23 protein-coding genes are annotated in these 22201 nt (G+C 44.3%); 9 read left to right on the top strand and 14 right to left on the bottom strand.

Annotated features, from left to right (window positions below; translation table 11 throughout):
* Positions 1-11: 11 nt before the first annotated feature.
* Positions 12-341 carry a 4a-hydroxytetrahydrobiopterin dehydratase gene (locus RH45_RS14660; protein ID WP_008078440.1) on the bottom strand — a complete coding sequence of 110 codons (330 nt, stop codon included), beginning with the start codon at positions 339-341 and terminating at the stop codon, positions 12-14.
* Entirely contained in the window at positions 334-1125 is a 792-nt protein-coding gene (gene phhA, locus RH45_RS14655; protein WP_008078439.1) for a phenylalanine 4-monooxygenase, read from the bottom strand. Before phhA ends, RH45_RS14660 begins: the two co-directional genes overlap by 8 nt.
* Positions 1126-1346: 221 nt before the next feature.
* Between phhA and RH45_RS14650 the strand changes: the two genes are divergently transcribed.
* On the top strand, positions 1347-3338 hold the full coding sequence (locus RH45_RS14650) for an acetoacetate--CoA ligase (RefSeq protein ID WP_008078438.1): 1992 nt from the start codon (positions 1347-1349) through the stop codon (positions 3336-3338).
* A 44-nt stretch (positions 3339-3382) separates the two neighbouring features.
* Here the strand turns inward: RH45_RS14650 and arfA are convergent, their stop codons facing one another.
* A complete protein-coding gene (gene arfA, locus RH45_RS14645; protein WP_008078437.1) occupies positions 3383-3595 on the bottom strand; it encodes an alternative ribosome rescue factor ArfA in 213 nt (70 codons plus the stop codon).
* A 371-nt stretch (positions 3596-3966) separates the two neighbouring features.
* Here arfA and RH45_RS14640 point away from each other — a divergent pair, with 371 nt between their 5' ends.
* Genes RH45_RS14640 through RH45_RS14630 form a run of 3 tightly spaced genes read left to right on the top strand, consistent with a single transcriptional unit; the run spans position 3967 to position 5305 of the window.
* Entirely contained in the window at positions 3967-4176 is a 210-nt protein-coding gene (locus tag RH45_RS14640) for a cold-shock protein (protein ID WP_005470115.1), read from the top strand.
* A gap of 60 nt (positions 4177-4236) precedes the next feature.
* Positions 4237-4776 (top strand): YaeQ family protein, encoded by a 540-nt coding sequence (locus RH45_RS14635; RefSeq protein ID WP_008078435.1) that lies wholly within the window; start codon positions 4237-4239, stop codon positions 4774-4776.
* Positions 4769-5305: a hypothetical protein gene (locus RH45_RS14630; protein ID WP_008078434.1), complete on the top strand. Its 537-nt coding sequence runs from the start codon at positions 4769-4771 to the stop codon at positions 5303-5305. The genes RH45_RS14635 and RH45_RS14630 overlap by 8 nt, the downstream gene beginning before the upstream one ends.
* A gap of 49 nt (positions 5306-5354) precedes the next feature.
* On the opposite strand, the gene RH45_RS14625 is transcribed toward RH45_RS14630, so the two are convergent.
* Positions 5355-6275 (bottom strand): LysR family transcriptional regulator, encoded by a 921-nt coding sequence (locus RH45_RS14625; protein ID WP_008078433.1) that lies wholly within the window; start codon positions 6273-6275, stop codon positions 5355-5357.
* Positions 6276-6462: 187 nt separating this feature from the next.
* Here RH45_RS14625 and RH45_RS23455 point away from each other — a divergent pair, with 187 nt between their 5' ends.
* A complete protein-coding gene (locus RH45_RS23455; protein WP_008078432.1) occupies positions 6463-6624 on the top strand; it encodes a hypothetical protein in 162 nt (53 codons plus the stop codon).
* A gap of 32 nt (positions 6625-6656) precedes the next feature.
* Here RH45_RS23455 and RH45_RS14620 read toward each other — a convergent pair whose 3' ends face one another.
* The 3 genes from RH45_RS14620 to RH45_RS14610 form a co-directional block, all read right to left on the bottom strand.
* Entirely contained in the window at positions 6657-7391 is a 735-nt protein-coding gene (locus RH45_RS14620) for an amino acid ABC transporter ATP-binding protein (RefSeq protein ID WP_008078431.1), read from the bottom strand.
* Positions 7392-7404: 13 nt separating this feature from the next.
* Positions 7405-8352: an amino acid ABC transporter permease gene (locus RH45_RS14615; protein WP_008078430.1), complete on the bottom strand. Its 948-nt coding sequence runs from the start codon at positions 8350-8352 to the stop codon at positions 7405-7407.
* Between the two features lie 117 nt (positions 8353-8469).
* On the bottom strand, positions 8470-9258 hold the full coding sequence (locus RH45_RS14610; RefSeq protein ID WP_008078429.1) for a transporter substrate-binding domain-containing protein: 789 nt from the start codon (positions 9256-9258) through the stop codon (positions 8470-8472).
* A 422-nt stretch (positions 9259-9680) separates the two neighbouring features.
* Here RH45_RS14610 and RH45_RS14605 point away from each other — a divergent pair, with 422 nt between their 5' ends.
* The gene (locus RH45_RS14605) at positions 9681-10571 is read left to right on the top strand and encodes a LysR family transcriptional regulator (RefSeq protein WP_008078427.1); all 891 of its coding nucleotides are present in this window, start codon (positions 9681-9683) and stop codon (positions 10569-10571) included.
* A 185-nt stretch (positions 10572-10756) separates the two neighbouring features.
* Positions 10757-11353 (top strand): short chain dehydrogenase, encoded by a 597-nt coding sequence (locus RH45_RS14600; RefSeq protein ID WP_008078419.1) that lies wholly within the window; start codon positions 10757-10759, stop codon positions 11351-11353.
* A gap of 68 nt (positions 11354-11421) precedes the next feature.
* On the opposite strand, the gene RH45_RS14595 is transcribed toward RH45_RS14600, so the two are convergent.
* The 4 genes from RH45_RS14595 to RH45_RS14580 all read right to left on the bottom strand — a co-directional run bounded on the left by RH45_RS14595 (position 11422) and on the right by RH45_RS14580 (position 16030).
* Complete coding sequence (locus RH45_RS14595) at positions 11422-12429, bottom strand: S66 family peptidase (RefSeq protein ID WP_008078417.1); 1008 nt, start codon at positions 12427-12429, stop codon at positions 11422-11424.
* A 109-nt stretch (positions 12430-12538) separates the two neighbouring features.
* Complete coding sequence (locus RH45_RS14590) at positions 12539-13138, bottom strand: class I SAM-dependent methyltransferase (protein ID WP_039958728.1); 600 nt, start codon at positions 13136-13138, stop codon at positions 12539-12541.
* A 151-nt stretch (positions 13139-13289) separates the two neighbouring features.
* A complete protein-coding gene (locus RH45_RS14585) occupies positions 13290-14555 on the bottom strand; it encodes a RidA family protein (protein ID WP_008078415.1) in 1266 nt (421 codons plus the stop codon).
* A 515-nt stretch (positions 14556-15070) separates the two neighbouring features.
* Complete coding sequence (locus RH45_RS14580) at positions 15071-16030, bottom strand: alpha/beta hydrolase (protein WP_008078414.1); 960 nt, start codon at positions 16028-16030, stop codon at positions 15071-15073.
* Positions 16031-16124: 94 nt separating this feature from the next.
* Here RH45_RS14580 and RH45_RS14575 point away from each other — a divergent pair, with 94 nt between their 5' ends.
* Positions 16125-17090 (top strand): LysR family transcriptional regulator, encoded by a 966-nt coding sequence (locus tag RH45_RS14575; protein WP_241211649.1) that lies wholly within the window; start codon positions 16125-16127, stop codon positions 17088-17090.
* A gap of 84 nt (positions 17091-17174) precedes the next feature.
* Here RH45_RS14575 and RH45_RS14570 read toward each other — a convergent pair whose 3' ends face one another.
* The gene (locus RH45_RS14570; RefSeq protein WP_008078412.1) at positions 17175-17822 is read right to left on the bottom strand and encodes a glutathione S-transferase family protein; all 648 of its coding nucleotides are present in this window, start codon (positions 17820-17822) and stop codon (positions 17175-17177) included.
* Positions 17823-17949: 127 nt separating this feature from the next.
* On the opposite strand from RH45_RS14570, the gene RH45_RS14565 reads away from it, so the two are divergent.
* Positions 17950-18831 (top strand): LysR family transcriptional regulator, encoded by an 882-nt coding sequence (locus RH45_RS14565; protein ID WP_050796265.1) that lies wholly within the window; start codon positions 17950-17952, stop codon positions 18829-18831.
* Positions 18832-18948: 117 nt separating this feature from the next.
* Here the strand turns inward: RH45_RS14565 and RH45_RS14560 are convergent, their stop codons facing one another.
* Positions 18949-19701 (bottom strand): PDDEXK family nuclease, encoded by a 753-nt coding sequence (locus tag RH45_RS14560; protein WP_008078410.1) that lies wholly within the window; start codon positions 19699-19701, stop codon positions 18949-18951.
* A 339-nt stretch (positions 19702-20040) separates the two neighbouring features.
* The gene (locus RH45_RS14555) at positions 20041-22134 is read right to left on the bottom strand and encodes a VIT and vWA domain-containing protein (RefSeq protein WP_008078409.1); all 2094 of its coding nucleotides are present in this window, start codon (positions 22132-22134) and stop codon (positions 20041-20043) included.
* Positions 22135-22201: the final 67 nt, after the last annotated feature.

Raw genomic sequence — 22201 nt, 5'->3', positions numbered from 1 at the left:
TTTCTTTAACGCTAACCTAAACGGTCACACTTGGCTGCGCAGATAAAATCATTTTGGTGTAACCCTTTGATGGAATGGCTCCACCAAGTGACGGTGACTTTCCCCCACTCCAGTAATATGGATGGGTGATGAAATTCTTCCTCTGCCAACTCAGAAATTTGGTTTGCGAAAGCCCAAGCAAGCTTATAGTTTTTGAAAGTATAAACTTTCTCTAATTGCGGTATGCCGTCTCGCTCTAACATCTGCCAGCCATCTAGCTCCGTTAAGAGCAAACGTCTTTCCTCTGCACCCAATGCAACGGCAGTACTGCTGCACGCTTCACATCGTAATTCATCAAGCATGTGTCACTTCCTTTGGTTCAAATAATGGGGGTAATAGACCTACTTTCATCGCTTGTTGTACTTGGAACATCAGGTCCATCTTGCTCAACTTGTACAACTGGCCTATATCTTCGAGAACAAAGTACTCGGGCTGCATAATATCTATGCGATACGGTGTTCTCAGCACAGTATGAATATCAAACTGCTCACGAAGAGGGACCGGATCTTCCATGGCGTATAGCGTCTCACCTGGAGAAGATAGAATACCACCTCCGTAAATCTTCAATTGCTCGCCCTCTTTCACCAGTCCAAACTCCACCGTAAACCAGTACAAACGCGCTAAATAGACACGTTCTTTGCCGCTAGCATTCATACCCAGTTGACCGTAAGTATGAGTAAATTCGGCAAATTGGCGATTGGTCAGCATCGCACAATGACCAAATATCTCATGGAAAAAGTCAGGTTCTTGCAAATAGTCGAACTCTTCTCTGCTGCGTAGAAAAGTCGCCACTGGGAACTTCTTGTCCGCCAACAAGGCAAAAAAGCGATCAAAGTTAATCAATGCAGGCACAGGTTCAACTTGCCACCCCGTTTCACGCATGAGAACTTGATTGATCTCCGGCAACTGGGGAACCCGATTTAAGGGCAGGTTTAGCATCTCCAGACCATCAAGGTACTCTTTGCAGGCACTTTGCTTAACTAATGCCAATTGACGAGAAACGAGATCGTGCCAAATGCGGTCTTCTTCCACACTCCACTCAACAAAACCCTTCTCATTCACAGGCTTAGAAACGTAGCTAGTCATTGTTATTTCCTTTAACAACTTCGTTACATTAAGCCTATCGCTCCGAGAGTTTGGTGACAATTTAACCAAGGATATCCGCACCTTATTGGGTGTAACATTATTTTTACATTTGACAGTTTTTTGCTTATTTTTCAGAGAGCTGATTATCGTAACAAGTTTGACTTTGATTAAATTTGCAACAAAACTTAACGAGTTAATAAGGAAATATCGACGAGGACGTCATGTCGCAGTGTGTAGAATCCAGCAACGAACCTTTGTGGGTTCCTAGCCAAGAACGAGTAGCAACTTCCAACCTCCAACAATTTATTGAACACGTCAATATTCAGGGTCATGACTTAAGCAACTACTCCGAGCTGCATCGGTGGTCCGTTGAGCACAAGAAAGATTTCTGGCTAGAGATATGGCAGTTTTGCGATGTTATTGGATTCAGAGGAGACTGCATTCACGGCGAAGGACTCGCTCGCTGGGGAAACTTCCAACCGAGCAGAGACACCATCTGGTTTCCTCAAGCGCAGCTAAACTACGCAGAAAACTTGCTGGCCTATGCATTCCAAGCGCCTGAAGAGATTGCGATATGGTTTAAGAACGAACGAGGAGAAAGCCACAAAGTCACTTGGCAAGCGCTATGCGACCAAGTTTCCATTCTACAACAGTGGTTAATACACAATGGCGTTGGTAAAGGTGATGTGGTTGCTGGTTACTTGCCTCATATGCCAGAAACGGTGGTTGCGATGCTCGCGACAACCAGCCTTGGCGCTATCTGGACGTCTACCTCGCCTGATTTTGGTGTCGAGAGCGTTGTTGAGCGCTTTGGCCAAGTTCAACCCAAAGTCATGTTTTGTTGCAACGGTTATCAGTTCAACGGCAAAGTGTTTAATATGGAGCCAAAAAACCGCGAGATTGTACAAGCACTAACAAGTGTAACCAATACTTGTCAGATTGATTATCTGCATCAAGGCTTCTCACAGGACATGAGCAACGAAACCTTTTCTGATTGGGAGGCGATCCAAGCCAGCTTTCTACCAAGAGGGATTCGTTATCAACGAATTAGCTTCAACGATCCTCTCTTTGTACTCTATTCGTCGGGCACAACAGGTAAGCCAAAATGCATTGTTCACTCGGTAGGAGGAACGGTACTGAACCATCTCAAAGAGCATCAATTACACTGTGATGTCCAACCTAAAGATCGGGTGTTTTACTACACTACTTGTGGCTGGATGATGTGGAACTGGCACGTCTCCGCGCTCGCCAGCGGTGCTTCATTGGTCATTTTTGATGGCAGCCCTATGTACCCCAACCCAGAAGTATTATGGCAACTGGCAGAAGAAGCCGACGTGACCTTATTTGGTACTTCAGCAAAATATCTGGAGGCGCTGCAAAAGACAACCTTTAGGCCGGGCGAATATCAAAACCTTAATTCGCTTAAAACCCTGTGCTCTACTGGCTCTGTGCTCTACCCGCAGCAATTTGATTATGTGTACGCCAACATCAAAGTTGACCTTCATCTGGCGTCAATATCCGGCGGGACCGATATCTGTGGGTGCTTTGTGCTGGGTAACCCTATATCACCCGTTTATCGCGGCGAATGTCAGGGACCGGGTCTAGGCATGGACGTGACTGTGTTCAACGAGCACGGAATCGAAATCAGTGGGAAACGTGGTGAACTGGTTTGTCGCAATAGCTTTCCTAATCAGCCGCTCGGTTTTTGGCACGATAATGGTGAGCGATACCACAATGCCTATTGGGACAAATATGAAAACACCTGGCATCACGGTGATGATGTAGAGCTCACCACTAACCAGGGCATGCTGTTCTATGGCCGCAGTGACACTACACTCAACCCAGGTGGCGTGCGTATTGGTACCGCTGAAATCTATCAACAAGTAAACCAGTTAGAGCAAGTGAAAGATTCGATTGCCGTATCACGCCATGTGGACGGCGATGAGAAAATTGTTCTGTTTGTACAGCTAAACTCAACAAATGAACTGCAAGACAGCTTAGTCGATCAAATCCGAACCACCCTCAAAACCAAGTGTTCGCCACGCCATGTCCCCAGTGAGATATACACGTTAAGCGACATACCGAAAACCAAATCAGGTAAATTGGTGGAGCTGGCGGTGAAACAAGTGCTGCATGGGCAAGAGGTTAAGAACCACAATGCGATTGCGAACCCTTGGGTACTTGAGGAAGTCAGCCAATACGCGACCAACTAAATTGTGGTTTAAAAAGCAAAAAGCCCTATTCAAAAATCGCTGTTTCAAGCAGCTTTTGAATAGGGCTCTTTGCCTCTATGTTTCATTTTACGACTGAAACTGCCTTTACCTTTTTTCGCTTTTTCCACTCGAACCTTAAACAACTCACTGGTAACGATAGCCTTTAAAGCGTTGTCTTTTACTTCTCCTCGCCCGACTTCTAAGTTCGCTTGAAGTGACTGTGAGCGATGCTTATTCGCTTGCCGTTTTTTGGACATTCTCTGTCTTCCTATTGTTGATAAATCACTGAATAATGGTCTATTCATAACTTTGCTATCGACATTCATCTCAACAAAGCACTCAGACGAATATTACACTAATAATATGCTTAACAGCATCATTTTAAATCTTTTACCTAGCGCAAACTTTGAATGAAAAAGCCAATGACACCGGGTATTTGCCCCGTCTTTTTATTGACTTAGTTGCACTACAGCTTACACTGGAATCCAGCTAGAAAACGGTTCTTGTTTACTTCGCCGTTTCGTTGGATCTCGTGTATGTCCGCGGTAACGTCGTGCGCAATAGCAATCTCCTTTTCCACGCTATCGGTGCCGTTATGGCTCTTACAGATTTATCAAGGATTTACATTATGTCTAACACTGTTACTGGTACAGTTAAGTGGTTCAACGAAACTAAAGGTTTTGGCTTCATTAAACAAGAAAACGGCCCAGACGTTTTCGCACACTTCTCAGCAATTACAGGCGACGGCTTCCGTACTCTAGCTGAAGGTCAAAAAGTTGAGTTTGTAATTACTCAAGGCCAAAAAGGCCCACAAGCTGAAAACATTAAAGCTGTTTAATCACAGCCACTTAAGGATTACAATAGCCAGCATGATTGCTGGCTATTTTTTTATTTCGATATGGCACTGAAACCTACTATTTACAAATTTCGTCTCTCGTTATCTGATACAAACCGAGACATCTATGATTCTGCGCAACTGACGATTGCCCAACACCCTTCGGAAACGACGGAAAGAATGATGGCGCGCATCCTTGCGTTTTGCGTTAAGTACCAATCCGATCTCGTGTTTACCAAGGGGCTATCTACCATTGAAGAGCCTGACTTGTGGGTCAAATCTCTCGATGACCAAATTCAGTATTGGGTTGAGATTGGCGAACCCTCTTTAGATCGAATCAAAAAGGCCACTCGTCTATCCCCTAAAGTGGATGTATTTACCTTCAACAGTAAATCTGATGTTTGGTGGGAACAAACCAAAAACAAAGCGTATCAATATGATGCAAGCATCTATCGCTTTAACTGGGAAGGAATCGAATCACTGTCTCAAGCCGTTGAACGTACAATGGACTTGTCAGTCATGATCACCGGTGAAAGTCTGTTTATTGATTGTGCACAAGGCTCGTTTGAAGTTCAGTTAGAAACGTTACATTCCCATGAGTAATTTGGATGTAACACTGAGAGCAATCCAAGCAGATACATTGTTTTCAGGCCCTCAACATGAGGAGCTATGGCAAACATTTTGCCAGCAAAATCAAGGTTTGTTCGAACGGGTAAAGCAGAGTAAACCCGATGTTGAGCCGATTTCTCATTTACTCGGCATTTTAACTAAGGCACATATAGACGCACAAACCTCTCTAGAGCAGCACCTTTCTTCTCTCCAAGCTATGCAACAAGCATTAGAGGAAAACCTAGGTGAGGCTAACGCGGGACGATTTAATAACCATAGCCTGACAACCTTAGTGTTCATCACGCATTTGTGGCTCTACTTACAAGGCTATCTCAAAATGGATTTCAGCCTTGCCAACGATCATGCTGAGCAGGCAGCAAGCTTGATCTCTAAGGTCAACAAGCATGATGTGCATATCTTAAGAACTGAGTTTATGCAAAGTTTTTACTTGGGCGATCATAACTCACCAATTGTTGAAAAAACGAACCCAATATTGCGGTGGTTCAAATCTCTGTTTTCTTAAATTGGAAAAGCCCTTTTTATCAGGGCTTTTCTTTTACTTCATATATCAATCAACGGAAATTACGCTCCCATACGGGTGGCGTACCGATGATTTCCCGCACAATATCAATGAAGGAAGTAGCTAACACGGATTGTTTGCGATGGGTATACATTGCGTAGATATCCCCAAACGATGGTAAGTAGAGATCCGGTAATAATTGCACCAATCCCATTTGTTCCAGATCTCCTGGAATCATAAACTGACCGATCTGAGCATACCCTATTGACGCTTTAACACTTTCTACGATCAGTTCCGCTTCATTCACTCGATAATTCGACTTAATGGGATATACGATAGATTGTCCGGAGTCTTGATCGGCAAACTGCAGCTTATCAACAACAAAGTTGCTGTTACCATAAATAACCCCTGGAAGCTCGACGAGCTCTTCTGGCGACGTTGGCATACCGTGCTTAGCAACAAAGTCTTTCGACGCAATGATGGCTACTTTGTTTTCAGCGAGTCGCTTGGCTATCATTGATGAATCTCGCATAGGGCCAATACGAAACACAATGTCAAAGCCTTCGCTGACAACATCGACTCGCTCATCGTTCAGTAACAGCTCAATTGAAGCCTTAGGAAACTTCTCTAAAAACTTCTCAACTGCTGCTTGTAAATACACGCGGCCAAACATAGTCGCGCTTGAGACTCTAAGGTGTCCAGTCGGTTCGCTATGATGTGAGTCGGCAATACTTATCGTATCTTCCAGAATGAGCGTCACTTTCTCGGCTTGTTCTACAACGCGCTTACCTACACTAGTCAGCGACATAGAGCGCGTCGTACGATTGACAAGTTTTACGCCCAACTGCTCCTCTAGTTGCTTAATCTGCTTAGACAACACAGAACGATCTAGGTTGAGCTTATCTGCGGCTTTAGCAAACGAGCCATTTCGTGACACTTCAAGCAACAAGGTTAATTTACTCGCCAAATCCATCAAAACACCTTCATTCGACAAATCAATATTTCATTCTAAACGATACTACACTGATGCGTTAGCCTATCTCTAGGTTGTTAGGTAAAACCTAATAGTGATTTCGACTTCACCTAAAGCTTATCTCGACTTAGATTCGATATACTACTGACACAAATATAATCTATAAAATTCGATGAAGTGAGAGCCTATGGACAAGCAAACACCTCCAGAAAACGAGTCACTTGACGAGGTTAATGAAGCCAAAAGTGAAACCGACTTGAAGCTGGAAAGAGTCAATCAACTCGCTGAAGAAACCATACTGGATATGATTCGCGCACAGCGCAACTGGGACTCAACTAGAAAGGAATAAAGGGCGCCGAGTAACGCCCTGAAACTTGAATTTTACAAAACCTTAGACAGAAATTTCTTTAGTCTTGGGTTGCTCGGGTTATCAAAGAAGCTCTCCGGTGTGTCTGAGACAAGCAGCTCCCCATCTTCCATAAACAACACTCTGTCTGCGACTTCTTTCGCAAAGCCCATTTCATGGGTAACGACCACCATGGTCATACCGTCTTTCGCGAGGTCTTTCATTACGTCTAGCACTTCCCCAACCATTTCTGGGTCGAGCGCTGAAGTAGGTTCATCAAATAGCATGATGTTTGGCTTCATCGCCAACGCACGCGCAATAGCGACACGCTGCTGCTGTCCACCAGACAAATGATTGGGGTAGTTGCCCATTCGTTCAGCTAAGCCAACTTTGTATAGTAAGTCTTTCGCTTCAAGTTCCACTTCGTCAGCATTACGATTCGCCACCTTTAATGGTGCCAACATTACATTGCCAAGCGCAGTTTTATGAGGAAACAAGTTAAACCCTTGGAAAACCATTCCTACATCCTCACGCAGCTTGTTAATATCAGTGCCTTTAGCATACATATCAATGCCATCAACAATAATTGAGCCGCTGTTGATGGTTTCTAGTTGATTGATGGTGCGTAAGAATGTTGACTTACCAGAGCCAGATGGGCCGACAATAACGATAACTTCGCCTTTATCTACATTTACCGAAACATCTTTAAGTGCATGGCAGCCATTTGGGTAGATTTTATTGACCTTTTCGGCCTGAATAATATGTTGCATGATATTTTCCTACTTAATCGCTGGCTGCTAGTCTCTTTTCCAATGTTTGAATCGCCCAAGATAGGCCACTGGTCAGAATTAAATAAAGTGCCGCAACCGTAAACCAGACCTCAAAGGGGGCAAAGCTGCCACTCACCACTTCGCGCCCGGCTTTAGTTAGATCGGTGATCGATATAACGGATACCAGAGAAGAATCTTTAATCAGGTTAATGAATTGTCCAGCGAGGGGCGGAAGTGTTTGCTTAAATGCTTGAGGAAGAATGACGTAAATCATCGCTTTAGGGTAATTCATCCCAAGCGAACGTGCGGCTTCCATTTGTCCTTTAGGGATAGATTGAATGCCAGAACGTACAATTTCAGCAACATAAGCAGCAGTAAACACCGACAACGCAATGACGCCCGCCGTAAAGCGCTCTAGGTCCAAAACCGTGCCGATAAAGAAATAAACAATAAAAATTTGTACCAGCAACGGCGTACCACGAATGATTTCGATGTAGACAATGGACAGTTTCTTCAATGCGGGGTTACTTGATATCCGCATCAAGCCAATAACAAGGCCTAGTGCAAGGGCGATAACCAACGACCACAATGAGATTTTTACTGTCGTAATTACCCCCTCTAGAATAGGTCCAATACGCCACTCTTCAATTGAAGCTAAGGTATCCCCTTCAAAGATCAAGTCTCCTTCGTAAACATCAACTGACTCATATATGCTAAGGTCAACAACGATGTCGCCACTAAGATTTTCCAACGCCAACTGGTTGTTCGCAGTTAATACTATGTTGCCATCTTCAGGGGCGATAATTGACGAGGCTGCGTTGGTCGCGATATACGGAACGACACGTTCCCAATTCCAGTTATAATCAATTCGCTTACCTGACAAGTACACCAGGCCGCCAATTGAAAGCAAGGCGAGAACAAAAACAGCGTTCCAAAACAGGGATTTAAGATTATTTTGCATGTTATTCCGAGATTAGTTTTAGATGGGCTCTAATGCGAACGCAAGATTGGTTTGCAAATGCGAGTTCCAGCTACTTTTCGACTGAAACTCGCTATTTCAACGATAAACAGGGGAAGTTTATTTAACTTGCTTTAACCATTTATCATCGTTGAACCATTTGTTGTAAATACGATCATAAGTGCCATCACCCTTGATTTGGCGTAGATAGCCGTTCAAGAAGTTGATCGTATCAGGGTTACCTTGTGGTACCGCCCAACCTAGAGGCTCATAAGTGAAAGGTTCAGCCAAGTGAACCAGTTGACCTTTGTTTTCAGCACTGTAAATCGCGTTGAAAGGCAGGTCGTAGATGAACGCATCTACTTTTCCGTTGGCCACTTCTAGTACTGCTTCAGACTGAGTTTCGTACAGGTTTACTTTTGCTTTTGGTAGGTAACGTTTGATGGCTTGTTCGCCTGTTGTACCTAGTTTAGTTGCAACGACAAACTCAGCGCTGTTTAGATCTCGGTAGTCTGTAATTTTACCTTCATGTTTAGGATCGAGCAGAATAGACTGACCAATAACCACATATGGGTCAGCAAAATTAACTTGAATATTACGCTTTGGCGTAATGGTCATACCGCCCATGATCATGTGACACTTTCCAGTCAACAGCGTAGGAATGATGCCATCCCAAGCCGTGTTTACTGGTACATACTTCACCCCGATAGCACGCGCCATTTGTTTGCCAAGATCAATATCAAAGCCGATGTACTGACCATTCTTAGCTGTCATTTCGAATGGCATGTATCCAGAATCAAAACATACCTTTAGCTCACCACTACTTTTAATGTCGTCTAAAATTGGGTCAGCAAGAGCAGGTGTTGAAGCAGCTAACGACAATGCAGCAGCGCACAATAACTTTTTCATGGATATTCCTTTATCGTTTGTTAAAAAATTTTTATACCGCAGAAAGAAATAAAAAACCACTATTTATTGATGATTCAGGCAATAAACCCCTACCACAGCGATCACACAAAGAATAGTTATGCATAATCGTCCACATGGACAAATATCATAACCACAATCAAGCCAACACTTATTTCACAAGATTACATTTTGCTAACAGCCTATTTCTTCGAGCTTATTCTTAGTAAAAACTTAATAAATAGCGCCTTCCACTTTTTGGTCTGCGTATCGACTGTTTTTTAGCAATAAGTACTCAACTATTGCCATCGACATTACATCGTCGCATGTATAACTTTTAGTTTAATCAGTTATAACTAAAAGTTGAAATGGAGCATAAAACGAACTAGTTATAATATTGACCACTATCTCGACGAGGAATCTCTATGTTACCCAGTCAACTTCCGCTTTTTATCGCAGCAGCTCAAGAGGGCAGCTTTTCTGCTGCGGGAAGAAAGCTCGGTATTTCTGCTGCGGCGGTCAGCAAAGGGGTCGCAGCATTGGAAAAACAAACCGGGGTGCGACTGTTTCATCGTAACACCCGTCAATTCTCCCTCACGGAGGACGGAGCAAATCTGTACCAAAAGGTATCGCCATTGTTGCTTGAACTCGAGCAGAGTATCGATGGCTTAACGGAACAAAATCGAAGCGCTGCTGGCAAGCTCCGAGTCAACATTCCAGATAGCTTTGGTCGCCGGTTTGTCATGCCACACATCGCCAAGTTTCTTCGCCTGCATCCTAATATAGAGTTAGATCTTGTACTAAGCGATCGTGTGTTAGATGTGGTTGATGAAGGGTTTGATGTAAGCGTCGGCAATCGAATCAACGAAGACAGCCGACTCGTCGCCCGCCCTATTTATGATATGCAAAGTGGTATCTTTGCTCATCGAGACTATGTAGAACAGTTTGGCCAACCTAAGACCATAGAAGAGTTAAGCCACCACAACTGCATCATCTACCGGCCACTCTCTTCCGGCCGAACTTACAACTGGGCGCTCACGGATGAGCATGGTGAGCACATACAATTTCGGCCGAAAGGCAATCTGAGTGTATCGAATATCAGCGCGGCAATAATCGCACTGCAACAGAACTTGGGCATCGCGTATATGGGCGCTTGGCATGTTGAAGAACAAGTAAAACGTGGCGAGGTAATTCCTGTATTAACGGACAATTGGGGAACATCGAAACCGGTCTGGATATACTACTCATCTCGAGATAATTTACCCAAGCGAACTCGACTGTTTATCGACTTCCTCGTCGAGCATATTAAACAATAGATTGTCTTAGCGCCACGTAATATGAAACACGAGAAACGGTGCTTTGCTACATTGTGGGCGTATTTCTGCTTTTTTGTACGCTTATCTTCAACTTTTAGTTACAGGTCAAACAACCATTACCCCTCTACACGATTAAACCCGACTGCCGAATAATAGCCTCACTCAACGAACACGGAGCTATTAACATGAAGAAAGTCTTAGTATTGGGTGTAACAGGTCTTATCGGTCGTCAATTTGAAACACAGCTAGCAGGTAAAGCACAAGTGGTTGGTGCATCTCTCAGTCATCCTGAAAACCCCGTTGACCTATCTGAGCCACAATCATTGAAAGCCTTATTTGAAAAAGTAGGTAAAGTGGAGGCGATTTTCTGTACCGCCGGTGTCGCCAATTTAACACCATGGGGTGAGGCACCTGATTCAGAATGGGAATTTGGTATTCAAAACAAAATGATGGGGCAAATAAACACAATTCGCTTTGGTGAGCAGTACGTTAACGACGGTGGAGTGATTGTGTTGACGTCAGGAATACTGGCTCAGTACCCATTTGCAGGCAGTGGCATCGTGACAACGGTTAATGCCGCAGTTGAGGCTGCGATTAAGGCCTCGGTAACTGAAATAGACCGCATTCGCATCAATGCCGTATCACCAGGCTGGGTTGCAGAGACTATGGTCGCTATGGGAATGGATCCTGAACCAGGTATGCCAGCACAAGAGGTTGCTCAGCATTATGTCAACCTACTGGATGACAGCAATAGTGGTGAGATTGTTATCGCAGCAAAGTAGAGAGTACGCTGATAAATTAAAGCCAGCAACAAATGCTGGCTTCTTATTCTTGAACACTTTATCGGTACTTAATGCGTGTTGAGCCAATCACTGGTGACTTCAATACTCGACTTATCAAAATCTATCTTAACTGAACTGCCCAAAGGCGTGACTAGCATGGGATGCGTATGACAACTATCAAATCCTGAGACGATAGGCACTTGTTGACCATTTAACACTTCAAGCAGCACATCGAGCGGCTCGCGTCCCGTCCCTTTGTCATCATACAACTCGTGTTTACCCAGTATAATCGCTGCTACCTTATCAAACACTCCGCATGCTTTTAAATGACTGAATGATCGCTCTATTTCCGGCGCTCCCTTTAGTGAATCTTCAATAAGTAAGATATCGCCCTGTTTGAGCTCCGGCATATAAGGTGAACCCCAGATCCCCCCCATGGTATTGAGGTTGCCGCCAACGATTCGGCCAGATACCATGCCACGACCCAAAAACCGCCAGTGATTCTTTTCTACTTGTTTCGCTTCTACCTGACTCTCCCAATCGATCATTTTATCCGTCCAATGAGATGGCATCACATACTGATATGGAGCCGTTGGCTTACCGATGAGAAAATCAGAGAAAGAGGCGAACGTCTCGTCCACCAGCGGAGCCAATTCACCAAAAGAGGCGACTAACGCAGGGCCATAAAAAGTCACTAGGCCAGTTTGTGCATAGATCCCCATCAATAATGCCGTAACATCTGAATAGCCGATGATTATTTTAGGGTCGTCTCGTAACGCTTGGTAATCAATATAGGGAAGAAGAGCATTGCTGTTATAGCCGCCAATCGTCGACATAATGCAACGAACTTCAGGATCGCGAATTAGCGCATTTAATTCCTCCGCTCGCTCTTGAATCGAACCAGAGCGATAGTAATCACTGCTGCCAGTTAGCAGCCCTGCTTTGACGTTAAACCCCATCGAAGTCAGATACTCTTTCGCGCGTTGAAAGCGTTTAGGGGCGAAAACAGTCGCAGGAGAGGAAGGAGAAAAAATACCTATCGTATCTCCTGCTTTTAACGCTTTAGCCAACAACATACTTCACTCCTTGAAAGATTATTCCATTAGTTGCGCTCTACACTATATTTAAATGCTTTTTAATACAACAGGTTATGAAGTCGCGTTGTCTAAATCTGATTTAACATTACTACGGCTTCTCGACAATAAGGTACGTATGTAGCTCTGGATGCTGGTCAAACTCAAGGTGTCTGATGACACACCCCAACTCGATAAACAGCTGTAAAAAGCCATTCGTTCCTAAAGAGGAATAATAAACCTCAGGTCCCATAAAGTTATCGCAGTGGTCACCAGGTTTGTCTGTTCCACCAAACGAAAAGATAAATACGCCTCCAGAGTTTAAGCTGTTGACAATTTTAGTGAGAACGGAGCGCTGCTGAGCCAACGGAATATGCCAAATACTGTCCCAAGCGGTAATGAAGTCGTAACGGTCAATTAACTCAACCTGACAAATATCAGCGTGATGAAAATGAATATTAGGATGACGCTCTTGAGCGAGTTGGATCATTTTTTGAGAGATGTCCAACCCTTCGACGGAGAAGCCTTCATCAATCAGAAGATCAAGAAATCGCCCCGTGCATCCACAGCCGATATCCAATGCTTTATGTTTACTTTCGACGAAGGCTAGTGCCTTTTTATGGGCCGAGATGCCATTTTCGCGATTGAAGTCTTTACTTTGCCACATATGAGTAATTTGATCATAAGCAGCACCAATTTGTTCTGGTTTCATATCCGTTAAATAAACTGAGTTAATATCACAATAAAATAACAACCTAAATCAACTAAAACAACGAGACATAAAATAAAAAGTGCAAGCTATCAAATAACTTGCACTTTCGATTAACCACAATGTGATTTAAATATAACGAGCCAAATTATATTTATACTTGTGGTGGTGTACCTTCACCATTAGAAATAACCGCGTCGATCTGTACTAGCGCACCCATTGCGATATCACTCACGCCGACAACTGTTCTTGCTGGCAACTCTTTTGTGAAGAATTCAGTGTAGATTTCATTCACCGCGTCGATATCCGCGATGTCACGCAGTTGAACGTTTATCTTGACCACATCGTCCATCTCATGACCAATGCTTTCCACGATCGCTTTGATGTGTTGCATACATTGCTGTGCTTGCTCTTTAGCGCCACCTTCAACGACAGCACCTGTTGCAAGTTCTATTGGTAATTGAGCAGCAATGTGGTTGTAGTGAGAAAATGCGACCGTTTGAGTGTACAGCGCGTTTAGCGGCGCAGCATCAGTATTGTTTGGGCGAATCACGATACCGTGTCTGTCTTCCACTTCTTGAGGAGGGGTACCATCACCGTGTGAGATAACGACATCAATTTGAACCGCTGCGCCCATAGGTAAGTCTGCAACCGCCGCGATAGTGCGAGCTGGTACATAAGCTACAGTTCTTGCAATCGCCGAATCTGGGAAGAACGTTGTGTAGACTTGGTTAACTGCGTCAAGGTCAGCAAGGTCTTTTAAATAAATGGTTGCTTTAACGATGTCATCAAACGGCACATCAATGCTTTCTAGAATAGATTTCACATTACGCAGACATTGCGCGGTTTGTTCTTTGATGCCACCTTCTACTAGTTTACCCGTTGCTGGGTCAACAGGTAGCTGAGCTGAAATGTTGTTGTAATGAGAAAACGCAACAGTGTGCGTTGAAAGCGCATGGCTCGGCGCTTTTTCAGTGTTACGAGCCACCTTAATCAGCTCGCAAGGATCTTGAGGGTAAGTTCCCTCACCGTTTGAAATCAACGCATCCATTTGAACCAGTGCATCACCATCAGGCAGTGCCGCAACCGCGACAACGGTGCGTGTTGGGAAGTACTCTTGGAAGAACTCAGCATAAGCGGCATCAACCGCTTCAACATCTGCAATATTTTTTACAAACACATTGATTTTGACGACGTCGTCCATAACGTGATCAATACTCTCTACAATCGCTTTAATGTTAGCTAGACATTGCTGCGCTTGCTCTTTGACTCCACCAATGACAATTTCTCCAGTTGCGGCATCGATTGGCAGCTGAGCAGAGATGTTATTGTAATGAGAGAATGCTACAGATTGAGTAGAAAACTCACTCATTGGGGCTTTTTCAGTATTTCTAGATACTTTGATGATCGCGTCACTCATTGGAACAGTTATCCTTATATTTATTAAAATACTAAAAAGTATTTTCGTAGGTGTTATTGGTTATAAAAAGAAAGTGAGAAAATACTAAAGTAAAAAATACGGGCTAAATGTGACGCTATTCAAAATATATTTTCACTAGAAAGGCCGAGATGTATGGATAATTAATCAAGCAAAGACTAAATATCCCAATAAAATTCAAAGCGAGTGTCTTATGTGAATAAATCAACTCTATTGATTCGTAATTGTTGATTAAAATCCCATGTTAAATTTTCCATACAAGGGGAACTTTGATTTCAGAATGATAACCGCTTCACACTAATCAGCCTATTGCTAGCAAGACTCCTGTCAGAGTATGCAGATTAACCCCAAAAGATTGCATAAATTCCCTTGATAGAAAAAGAGCCAGCAACAATGCTGGCTCCTAATTCTAGAGTTGTTACATACTTTTCACAGGCTTAACAAACATACCCAACACTTCTCACTTTAGTCCAAACCCATCCTAGCTAAGGTTTGTGTTACAAGCTCCGATCTAAGAAATCAACCATACGCTTAATAAGAGGCTCTCTCGTGAGGTTGTCACTCAGTGTAATCGCTCCTGATGGATAGAAATGTCCAAATCCTGCAACCCACGCCTGTTCTACATCTATCCCTGCTTGAGCATAATTGGGCAGCGCATGCTGAGCTGCATCAATAAGGGCATCTATGTCATACTGGCCAATGTTTAACAATGCAGGTGGTAATTCACTCTTGTTGTGAGGATTGATATCGAAACCGATAACAAAACCTGAGTTCCCCATGACTGCTTTCACCGGCGCATTCATACCATAAGCGACGTTAAAACTGGTTATGGCACCGGCAGAAAAACCACCCAAAGCAATTCGGTTCGGGTCAATACCAAGTGCTGCTGCATTTTCTTGTAAGTATTCGACCGCCTGATACAAATCCTCTGCCGCCGAGATCACTGTATTTCGCAGGATATCCGACTCATAAGGCAACGGCTCTAGCCCTTTGTTTGCACGTAACATGTTGTGGCGGTCATGCAACGCCTTGATACGCAACTCTTCTTCAACGAGCATTTCATCATTGTAACCGATGTTCGAAGGTACTGGCTGTTCTCTAGAGAGTCGATAGTCAATAGCAACACATGTATACCCTACTTGAGCGAACTGTTCACAGTAGTCTCTCATTGTCGTCGTTTGTGCGCCCAAAACTGAGTAAATATCATCACGACCACCTCGAATAAAATTGCCGCCAAACGTCATCACAACAACTGGGTTTTCCTCTGCCTTTGGCTTAGTCGGTTGAACAATGTCCATCACTAAATCTCGCTCAGTGATTTCTCCGTTAATCGTGACTAGGCCTTTTGCATAAGGCACATCGAGTTGAGCAGTGTAGTGCTCTGCGACGATATCAGCCATAGCGAAATTTGAGATAAATACAGAAGCTAATGCAATGCTACATAATGTCTTTTTCATATTCGAATCCTCGTCTTGGTATAGAGGTATTTTGCGCCCCTGAAGAAAATCGAACAATATGATAGATTAAATACTAACCATCGATTTTTTCGATATGCAGGTTTATAGTAAAGGCGGTCTGAGTAATAGAGGAAGCGACAAAGTGACTGTGCAGTTCGATAAGTTAGCTAAACTGGATTTAAAAATGTTGCGCACGCTGCTCGTGCTGATAGAAACAAAAAACGTTTCCCAATCAGCCGAGCGATTAGATCTGCAACAAAGCACCGTGAGTTATCAACTTGGAAAGCTGAGAGAAGTGTTAAATGATCCTCTTCTAATTCGTTCAGGAAGAGGTTTCGAGCCAAGTCCTTATGCTCAGCTCGTTCAGCCAGCCTTAACCGCACACTTTAATGCAATGGAAAGCTTGTTGTTTGATAGTCACTTTGACGCAAAAACATCAACAGGTACTCTGCGGCTAGCCTGCCACAGAAACGGTTCTCGTCACTTTATACGTTCACTGATTTCAGAGTTAAAGGGCCGTCTTCCATTGGTTCGTCTTGAGATAGTAGACTGGACAGATCAGGTGCCCTCGATGCTCAGAGAAGGGTTGATGGATTTTGCTTTAGGCTTTGAGCCAGAACAAGTATCGCAACTGCAGGTTTTGCCCATTGTCGATGTTGGCTATCAACTTATAATGGCAAAAGATCACCCTATGGCAAAGGGCATCATTTCGGAGCAGAACGTATTTGATTACCCTCACGCGATAATTAGTACCAATAAAGCCGTTGAGCGGTGGCTAGATTACCTCGCAGACAAACACAACAAGAAGCGGTCGATTGAGTTTGCATCCACGTCTATGGAGTTTACAACCATGGCTATTGAGGGAACACAAAGATTGATGTTTGTTGCAGATATCAAGGATGGATTCTTCGATAGTTACAAAGTTACGACTCAACCTGCGCCTTTTATCGCTAGACAAAACATCAAGCTGTTGTTTCACGAAAGAGCATCCATCGATCCTCTTAAAGCTTGCATGCTGGATATCATTATGGAGACGGCTAACAAAGTTCTCAAACCTTGAGGCTGACACATCACCAGGAAAACGAGCCCGTGGTTTCAGCCTCTCTACACAAAATGCGTCAACATAAAGTGCTTTACTAAGCTATCAAACCGCTTCACCGACTTCATCCTCTTCAACAATGTCCTTTTCTAAGCTTGCTTCCCTTAGCCATTGCTGTAATGAATCGCTGGTCAAAACCTTTTGTTGATAAGCACTCGCGCCTTCAGATAACTCGACCCCGTAGGTTTGAAAGCGCAGTGCAACAGGTGCGTACATGGCATCGGCAATTGACCAGTCTCCAAACAGCCACTCCCCTGGGTACAGCTTAGCTTGCTCCGACCAAATGGCATCAATACGCTTAATATCCCTCAATGCGCCTTCAGTTAACTCAACGCTTCTACGAGCACGAATATTCATCGGTAGCTCATTCCTTAAATCAAAAAAGCCAGAGTGCATTTCAGCGGCAATGGCTCGGGCTTTCGCCCTTTCAAACGCCTTACGAGGCCATGCTCTTCCTTGTAAGTGCTGCTCATTCACAAATTCTAAGATTGCGAGTGAGTCCCACACTGTTACGCCATCATGGACCAAGGTTGGCACTTTGGCCGTGGGGGTGATGTCCTCCAAAGTGGTGTAGAAATCCTCTGTAAACAACTTCAATTTGGTTACCTTTACATCCAAATTGTATTGCGAGAAGATCAGCCACGCGCGAAGTGACCAGCTTGAGTAATTTTGGTTACCAATAAACAGTTCCATTGAAGCCTCCATGCAGTTTTTATTTACGATTACGTCAAGTTGGCAATCACAATATCCGATTGCTTTCTGTCCGACTAACGGATAGTTTTGATGGAATACTTCAACAAAAACGATGGATGGTTTTTATATGGATATTGACGCGCTACGTAGCTTTCTCGCCTTTGTGGAAACCGGTAGCTTTACTCGCGCCGCCAAACAAATCAACCGAACCCAATCCGCGTTTAGCGCCCAAATGCGTAAGTTGGAAGCAGAACTCAGCGTCAGCTTGTTTGAAAAGGAAGGCCGCAACCTCATATTGAGTGAAGCCGGTTTAGCACTTCGCTCCCATGCAGAACAGCTGGTCAGCTTACATAATCAAGCACTCAAACAAGTCAAACGATACGAGAACAAACGCCCTCTCCGCTTAGGCTGCCCGGAAGATTACAACGACAACATCTTGCCAAATGTCATTAGCGTCCTGAAGCACGCCGAACCTACATACTCCATCCACGTATTTAGTGAACCTAGTATCAGTCTGAGGAAGAAGCTTGATGAAGGAAAGTTAGACGCAGCCATTGTTACTCGAGCCCCCGATAGTGAAGAGGGATACTGGCTTGCCAGCGACAAAGGCGTGTGGATAAGCCACGCAGAATTTGATTTAGACAACTCCCAGCCCCTGCCACTAGCCTTGTTTCAAACTGACTGCAAATATCACGCCGCCGCTATTGATGGTTTAACCAAAAGAGGCACTCCTTACCAATTACTCGCATGTTGTAATACCGCATCAGCTCAACGCGCCATCGTTCGTTCAGGCATGGCTGTAGGCGCGATGGGAAGGCTTAGCGTGCCTCACGATCTTAAGATCCTTAATAACATGCCTCCATTGCCAGCAGTAGATATTGTCCTAGTTACCGGCATAGAGCCTCACCCAATATTGGATAAGGAATGTTTAACCCAATTGCTTGGAATTGATACCAAGCCAGCCCCAACGGCTCCGAACGCTGAGGACCTTGCACTCACCCTTGGATAAATTCTGGTACCAAAAGAGCGGCTTGATAGAGTTTAATCCACTTTTTTGCGCCGAGTTAAGAAGAAGCAAGGGTGTGCACCATTGACCAACACACCTCTAACCAAATTAATCTGAACCTTAAGGGCGAGAAGGATCGTGGTCTGTCAGCACAATCTGTATATTATATTGTTTTACGGACACTCGATCACTCATCTTACAAGCAAGGGATAACGATTCATCGACTTGACCACATACAATAACTCCGCTGCAATCGTAGCCAGGAAACCTCTCCTCTAATAGTCCTAGGTACATTGCAATTTGTCCAAATACTTTAAAATCTCCGATTCCTGTTTTAAGTTCAATCGCAAGCAACTCCGATCTTTCTTTGTGTTCTAGTAATATATCTATCCGTTTCCCGTTTATTGCAAACTCAACTCCCTCTAACGTATCCCCGCCAAAGATTTGATATTCAGGAAATAAAGTGTTTATCTGAAGAATCATTGAGGATTGCAGATCACGCTCGTATGAAAGGTTGAAGGTTAGTTCATCATCGGACACTTTGCTTTCATTATCTAAAGGTACAGATTCTTCTTCAACCGCAATTGGCGAGTTTAAAGCCCACTCAACTCGATATCTGTAATAAGTTGCAACCGCATTTCTTATCGTACCATTCCCTTTACCTCCGAATTCACTAAACTTCCCATGCAAGGAGTAATCTTCTTTTATTTTCCTTAGCATATCTGTATCTAGAATTCTGTACAGATCAACATTTCGCTGAGCATGGTTAGAGTAATGATTAGATACCTTATCGATTGACTGTGCATATTGATAAGCCGTATTGGGCTTTTTCCGTTCTTTTTTTACCATCCAACGTTCGAACTCTCTTCTCATCGGTAGTTTCCTATTCAAAACAGAATACTCAAAAAGTTTAGACCTTATTTGGTGTTTAGGCGTGGCATGAACTTTGGGGCTCACGATGGATCCCAAGACTAATGAAAGTCATTTGTGTATTTCGAATACACTTGAGTTTACTTGGCTTGTAGTAAAAAGAATCTGCTCAATAAATCGACTCATTTTTGATTAGGCGTTGTCACAAACTTTTGGCTAGATTAGAGAGAGGATTGATGATTCCAATTACAAGCCACCCTTGAGGGTTACGATTCCAGAGTGTAATGAAATCACGGCGCCTTGATAGCAAGAGGCTGGTGTTAGCCAGCCTCTGTTCCGTATTTAATTGCGCATCTTTTTAGCCATTGCTCCTCGGCCAACCACCAGCAATATCATGCTCAGTAATACTAAGATGTTCATACTGCCACCACCGCCGCCACTTCCACCACCAGAGTAGCTTGGTGTTGGCTGACTAAACGTCGGTTGATTCTTATCGACGCGGGTTGGTTTCACGGGTTGGTTCTGTTTAATCTCACGCGCACTTTGCTCCTTCAGTACTCTCGTTTGGTTTTTGCGCTCGATACCCAGTTGCTGAAACACTTCCTCTTCTACCACCAGCAGCGAGGTGTAATCTGTTAACAATCCATACTCCAAGGCGATGTCTTCAATGGCCTGCTCTTTGTCGTGGTCTTTTTGCTCCAGGTAATCCATTTGTGCTTGCAGGTCACGAATCGCTGAAAACGCCCACATTCTTTCTAGTTCGGGATGCTCAGTTGCAGTATCTGGCAGCGTCACTTTAGTGCGATATTCGCGGGATTGACCACCAATGCCCATAGTCAGCTTGATATCCGCTTCCCCGCCTTTGAAGTAGTGACCAAATACCGTCAGTTGTTCGCCACGATACAAGCTGCTGATCTGCTGCGGCGTCAGGTCTTTAATTTTCACTCCATCAATATCAAGCTGGATGTTTCGGTATGCCTGATAGGTCAGTTTGCTGGTGATACTCATCAGATGCCCAATAATGTCATCAGCGTTAGATACTGAGGTCGCAATACCGTTCGACAACTTGGTCATGGGAACTAAGAGCGGCGTGTTGGCACTGTTACCCATGATGAATGTAAATAGTCGCACATCGTGTTTTTCCATCAGGTCGAAGAAACGGCGCTTTTCAGTCACGCCAACGTTCGCCACACCATCGGTCACCAACACAATACCAGTAGGGCGATCGTCATCGAGTTTACGAGTCGCGGCAGCCATCCCTTCGTAAAGATTGGTGCCATTACTCGGCTCTACTTGTTCAACTGACTGCAACGCTTTAGTGACATTGGCCGCATTAACCGCCACAAATCCGCCTGTTAAATCATAAGTATTACTATCGAACATCACGACGCGAAATCTGTCTTCAGAAGGTAACTTACCCAAGCCTTGGCGCACACCTTCCACGAGTGTCGAATACTTGCCAGACATAGAACCTGACTTATCTAACACGAACACCCAGTCGCGCCCTTGTGTTACTCGAGTAAGGTCATCACCCGGTGTAAAGGTCAGTTTCACCGTACCGCGCTTTGATGATGCAGGATCTCGGTACGCCACCATATCAACTCGGCCGGGTAAGCCTTCTTGCAAACGCCAGTAGAAAACCACATCCTGATCGAGTCTCATTGACGCCTGAGCAGTTTGCACAGACTCACCCTCTTGGATGGGATCGGCCATGTGATTGCTGATTGTCGCCTTCCACGTGGTGTGCTCGCCATCGGCTTGCTGGGAGATCATCGCCGCAGGGTGTGCGGGCAGCCTGACACCATCTACCGAATAAGCGGAACGTAATGTCACATTGAATGAGAAGTCTTGTTCTACTTTATCGTTTCGAGTCCAGAAGCTATTTTTGGCTTCATCCACACCGCCTTCTTCAAGCGGGTATACATAACGTCCAATGCCATGGTCTAACAATGCATCTTGCATATATACCAACCGCACCTTCACGCTCTGCTGCGGCTGTACGGGGTACACTCGAATATCAAAGGTTTTGTATGCGTCTTTTTCTGTGAGTGCTGTGGCGTTGCCCTGCGCTTTTTGATCATCGTAAATCTTACGCGCTTTTTCCTTAGAGACAGCCTCGGCAATCACCGGCGAGCCATTAATCCAATAGATAAACTCGCCCACAACGGCTTTTTGCGGAACAGGGAATGAGTACAACGCTTCTAACTCAGTATCATTGGGGTTGTAGAATGTCTGTTCAATCGACGTGGTCGCATAGCCGTCTTGGATTGCAACATCAACATGGTGGGATTCGATCTGAAGATCTTTGTATTGACTATTCACGGGTTTAAGTAATCCCGCTGCTAGTACCTTTGGTGAAAACGTAGCGATAGATACAGCGATAAGCAAAACGCCCCAAATGGCGGTTTGTGAAATCATTTTCAGTCGGTTCAACATTGTTGCCTCCGTTATCTTCTGTCATCAGAGAGTCTTTCTCTGGTTGCTCAGTAGATTGCATGAAGGC

It is taken from the genome of Vibrio sinaloensis DSM 21326, from assembly GCF_000189275.1.
GTDB lineage: Bacteria > Pseudomonadota > Gammaproteobacteria > Enterobacterales > Vibrionaceae > Vibrio > Vibrio sinaloensis.
This window is presented reverse-complemented; position numbering and strand designations above follow the sequence as displayed.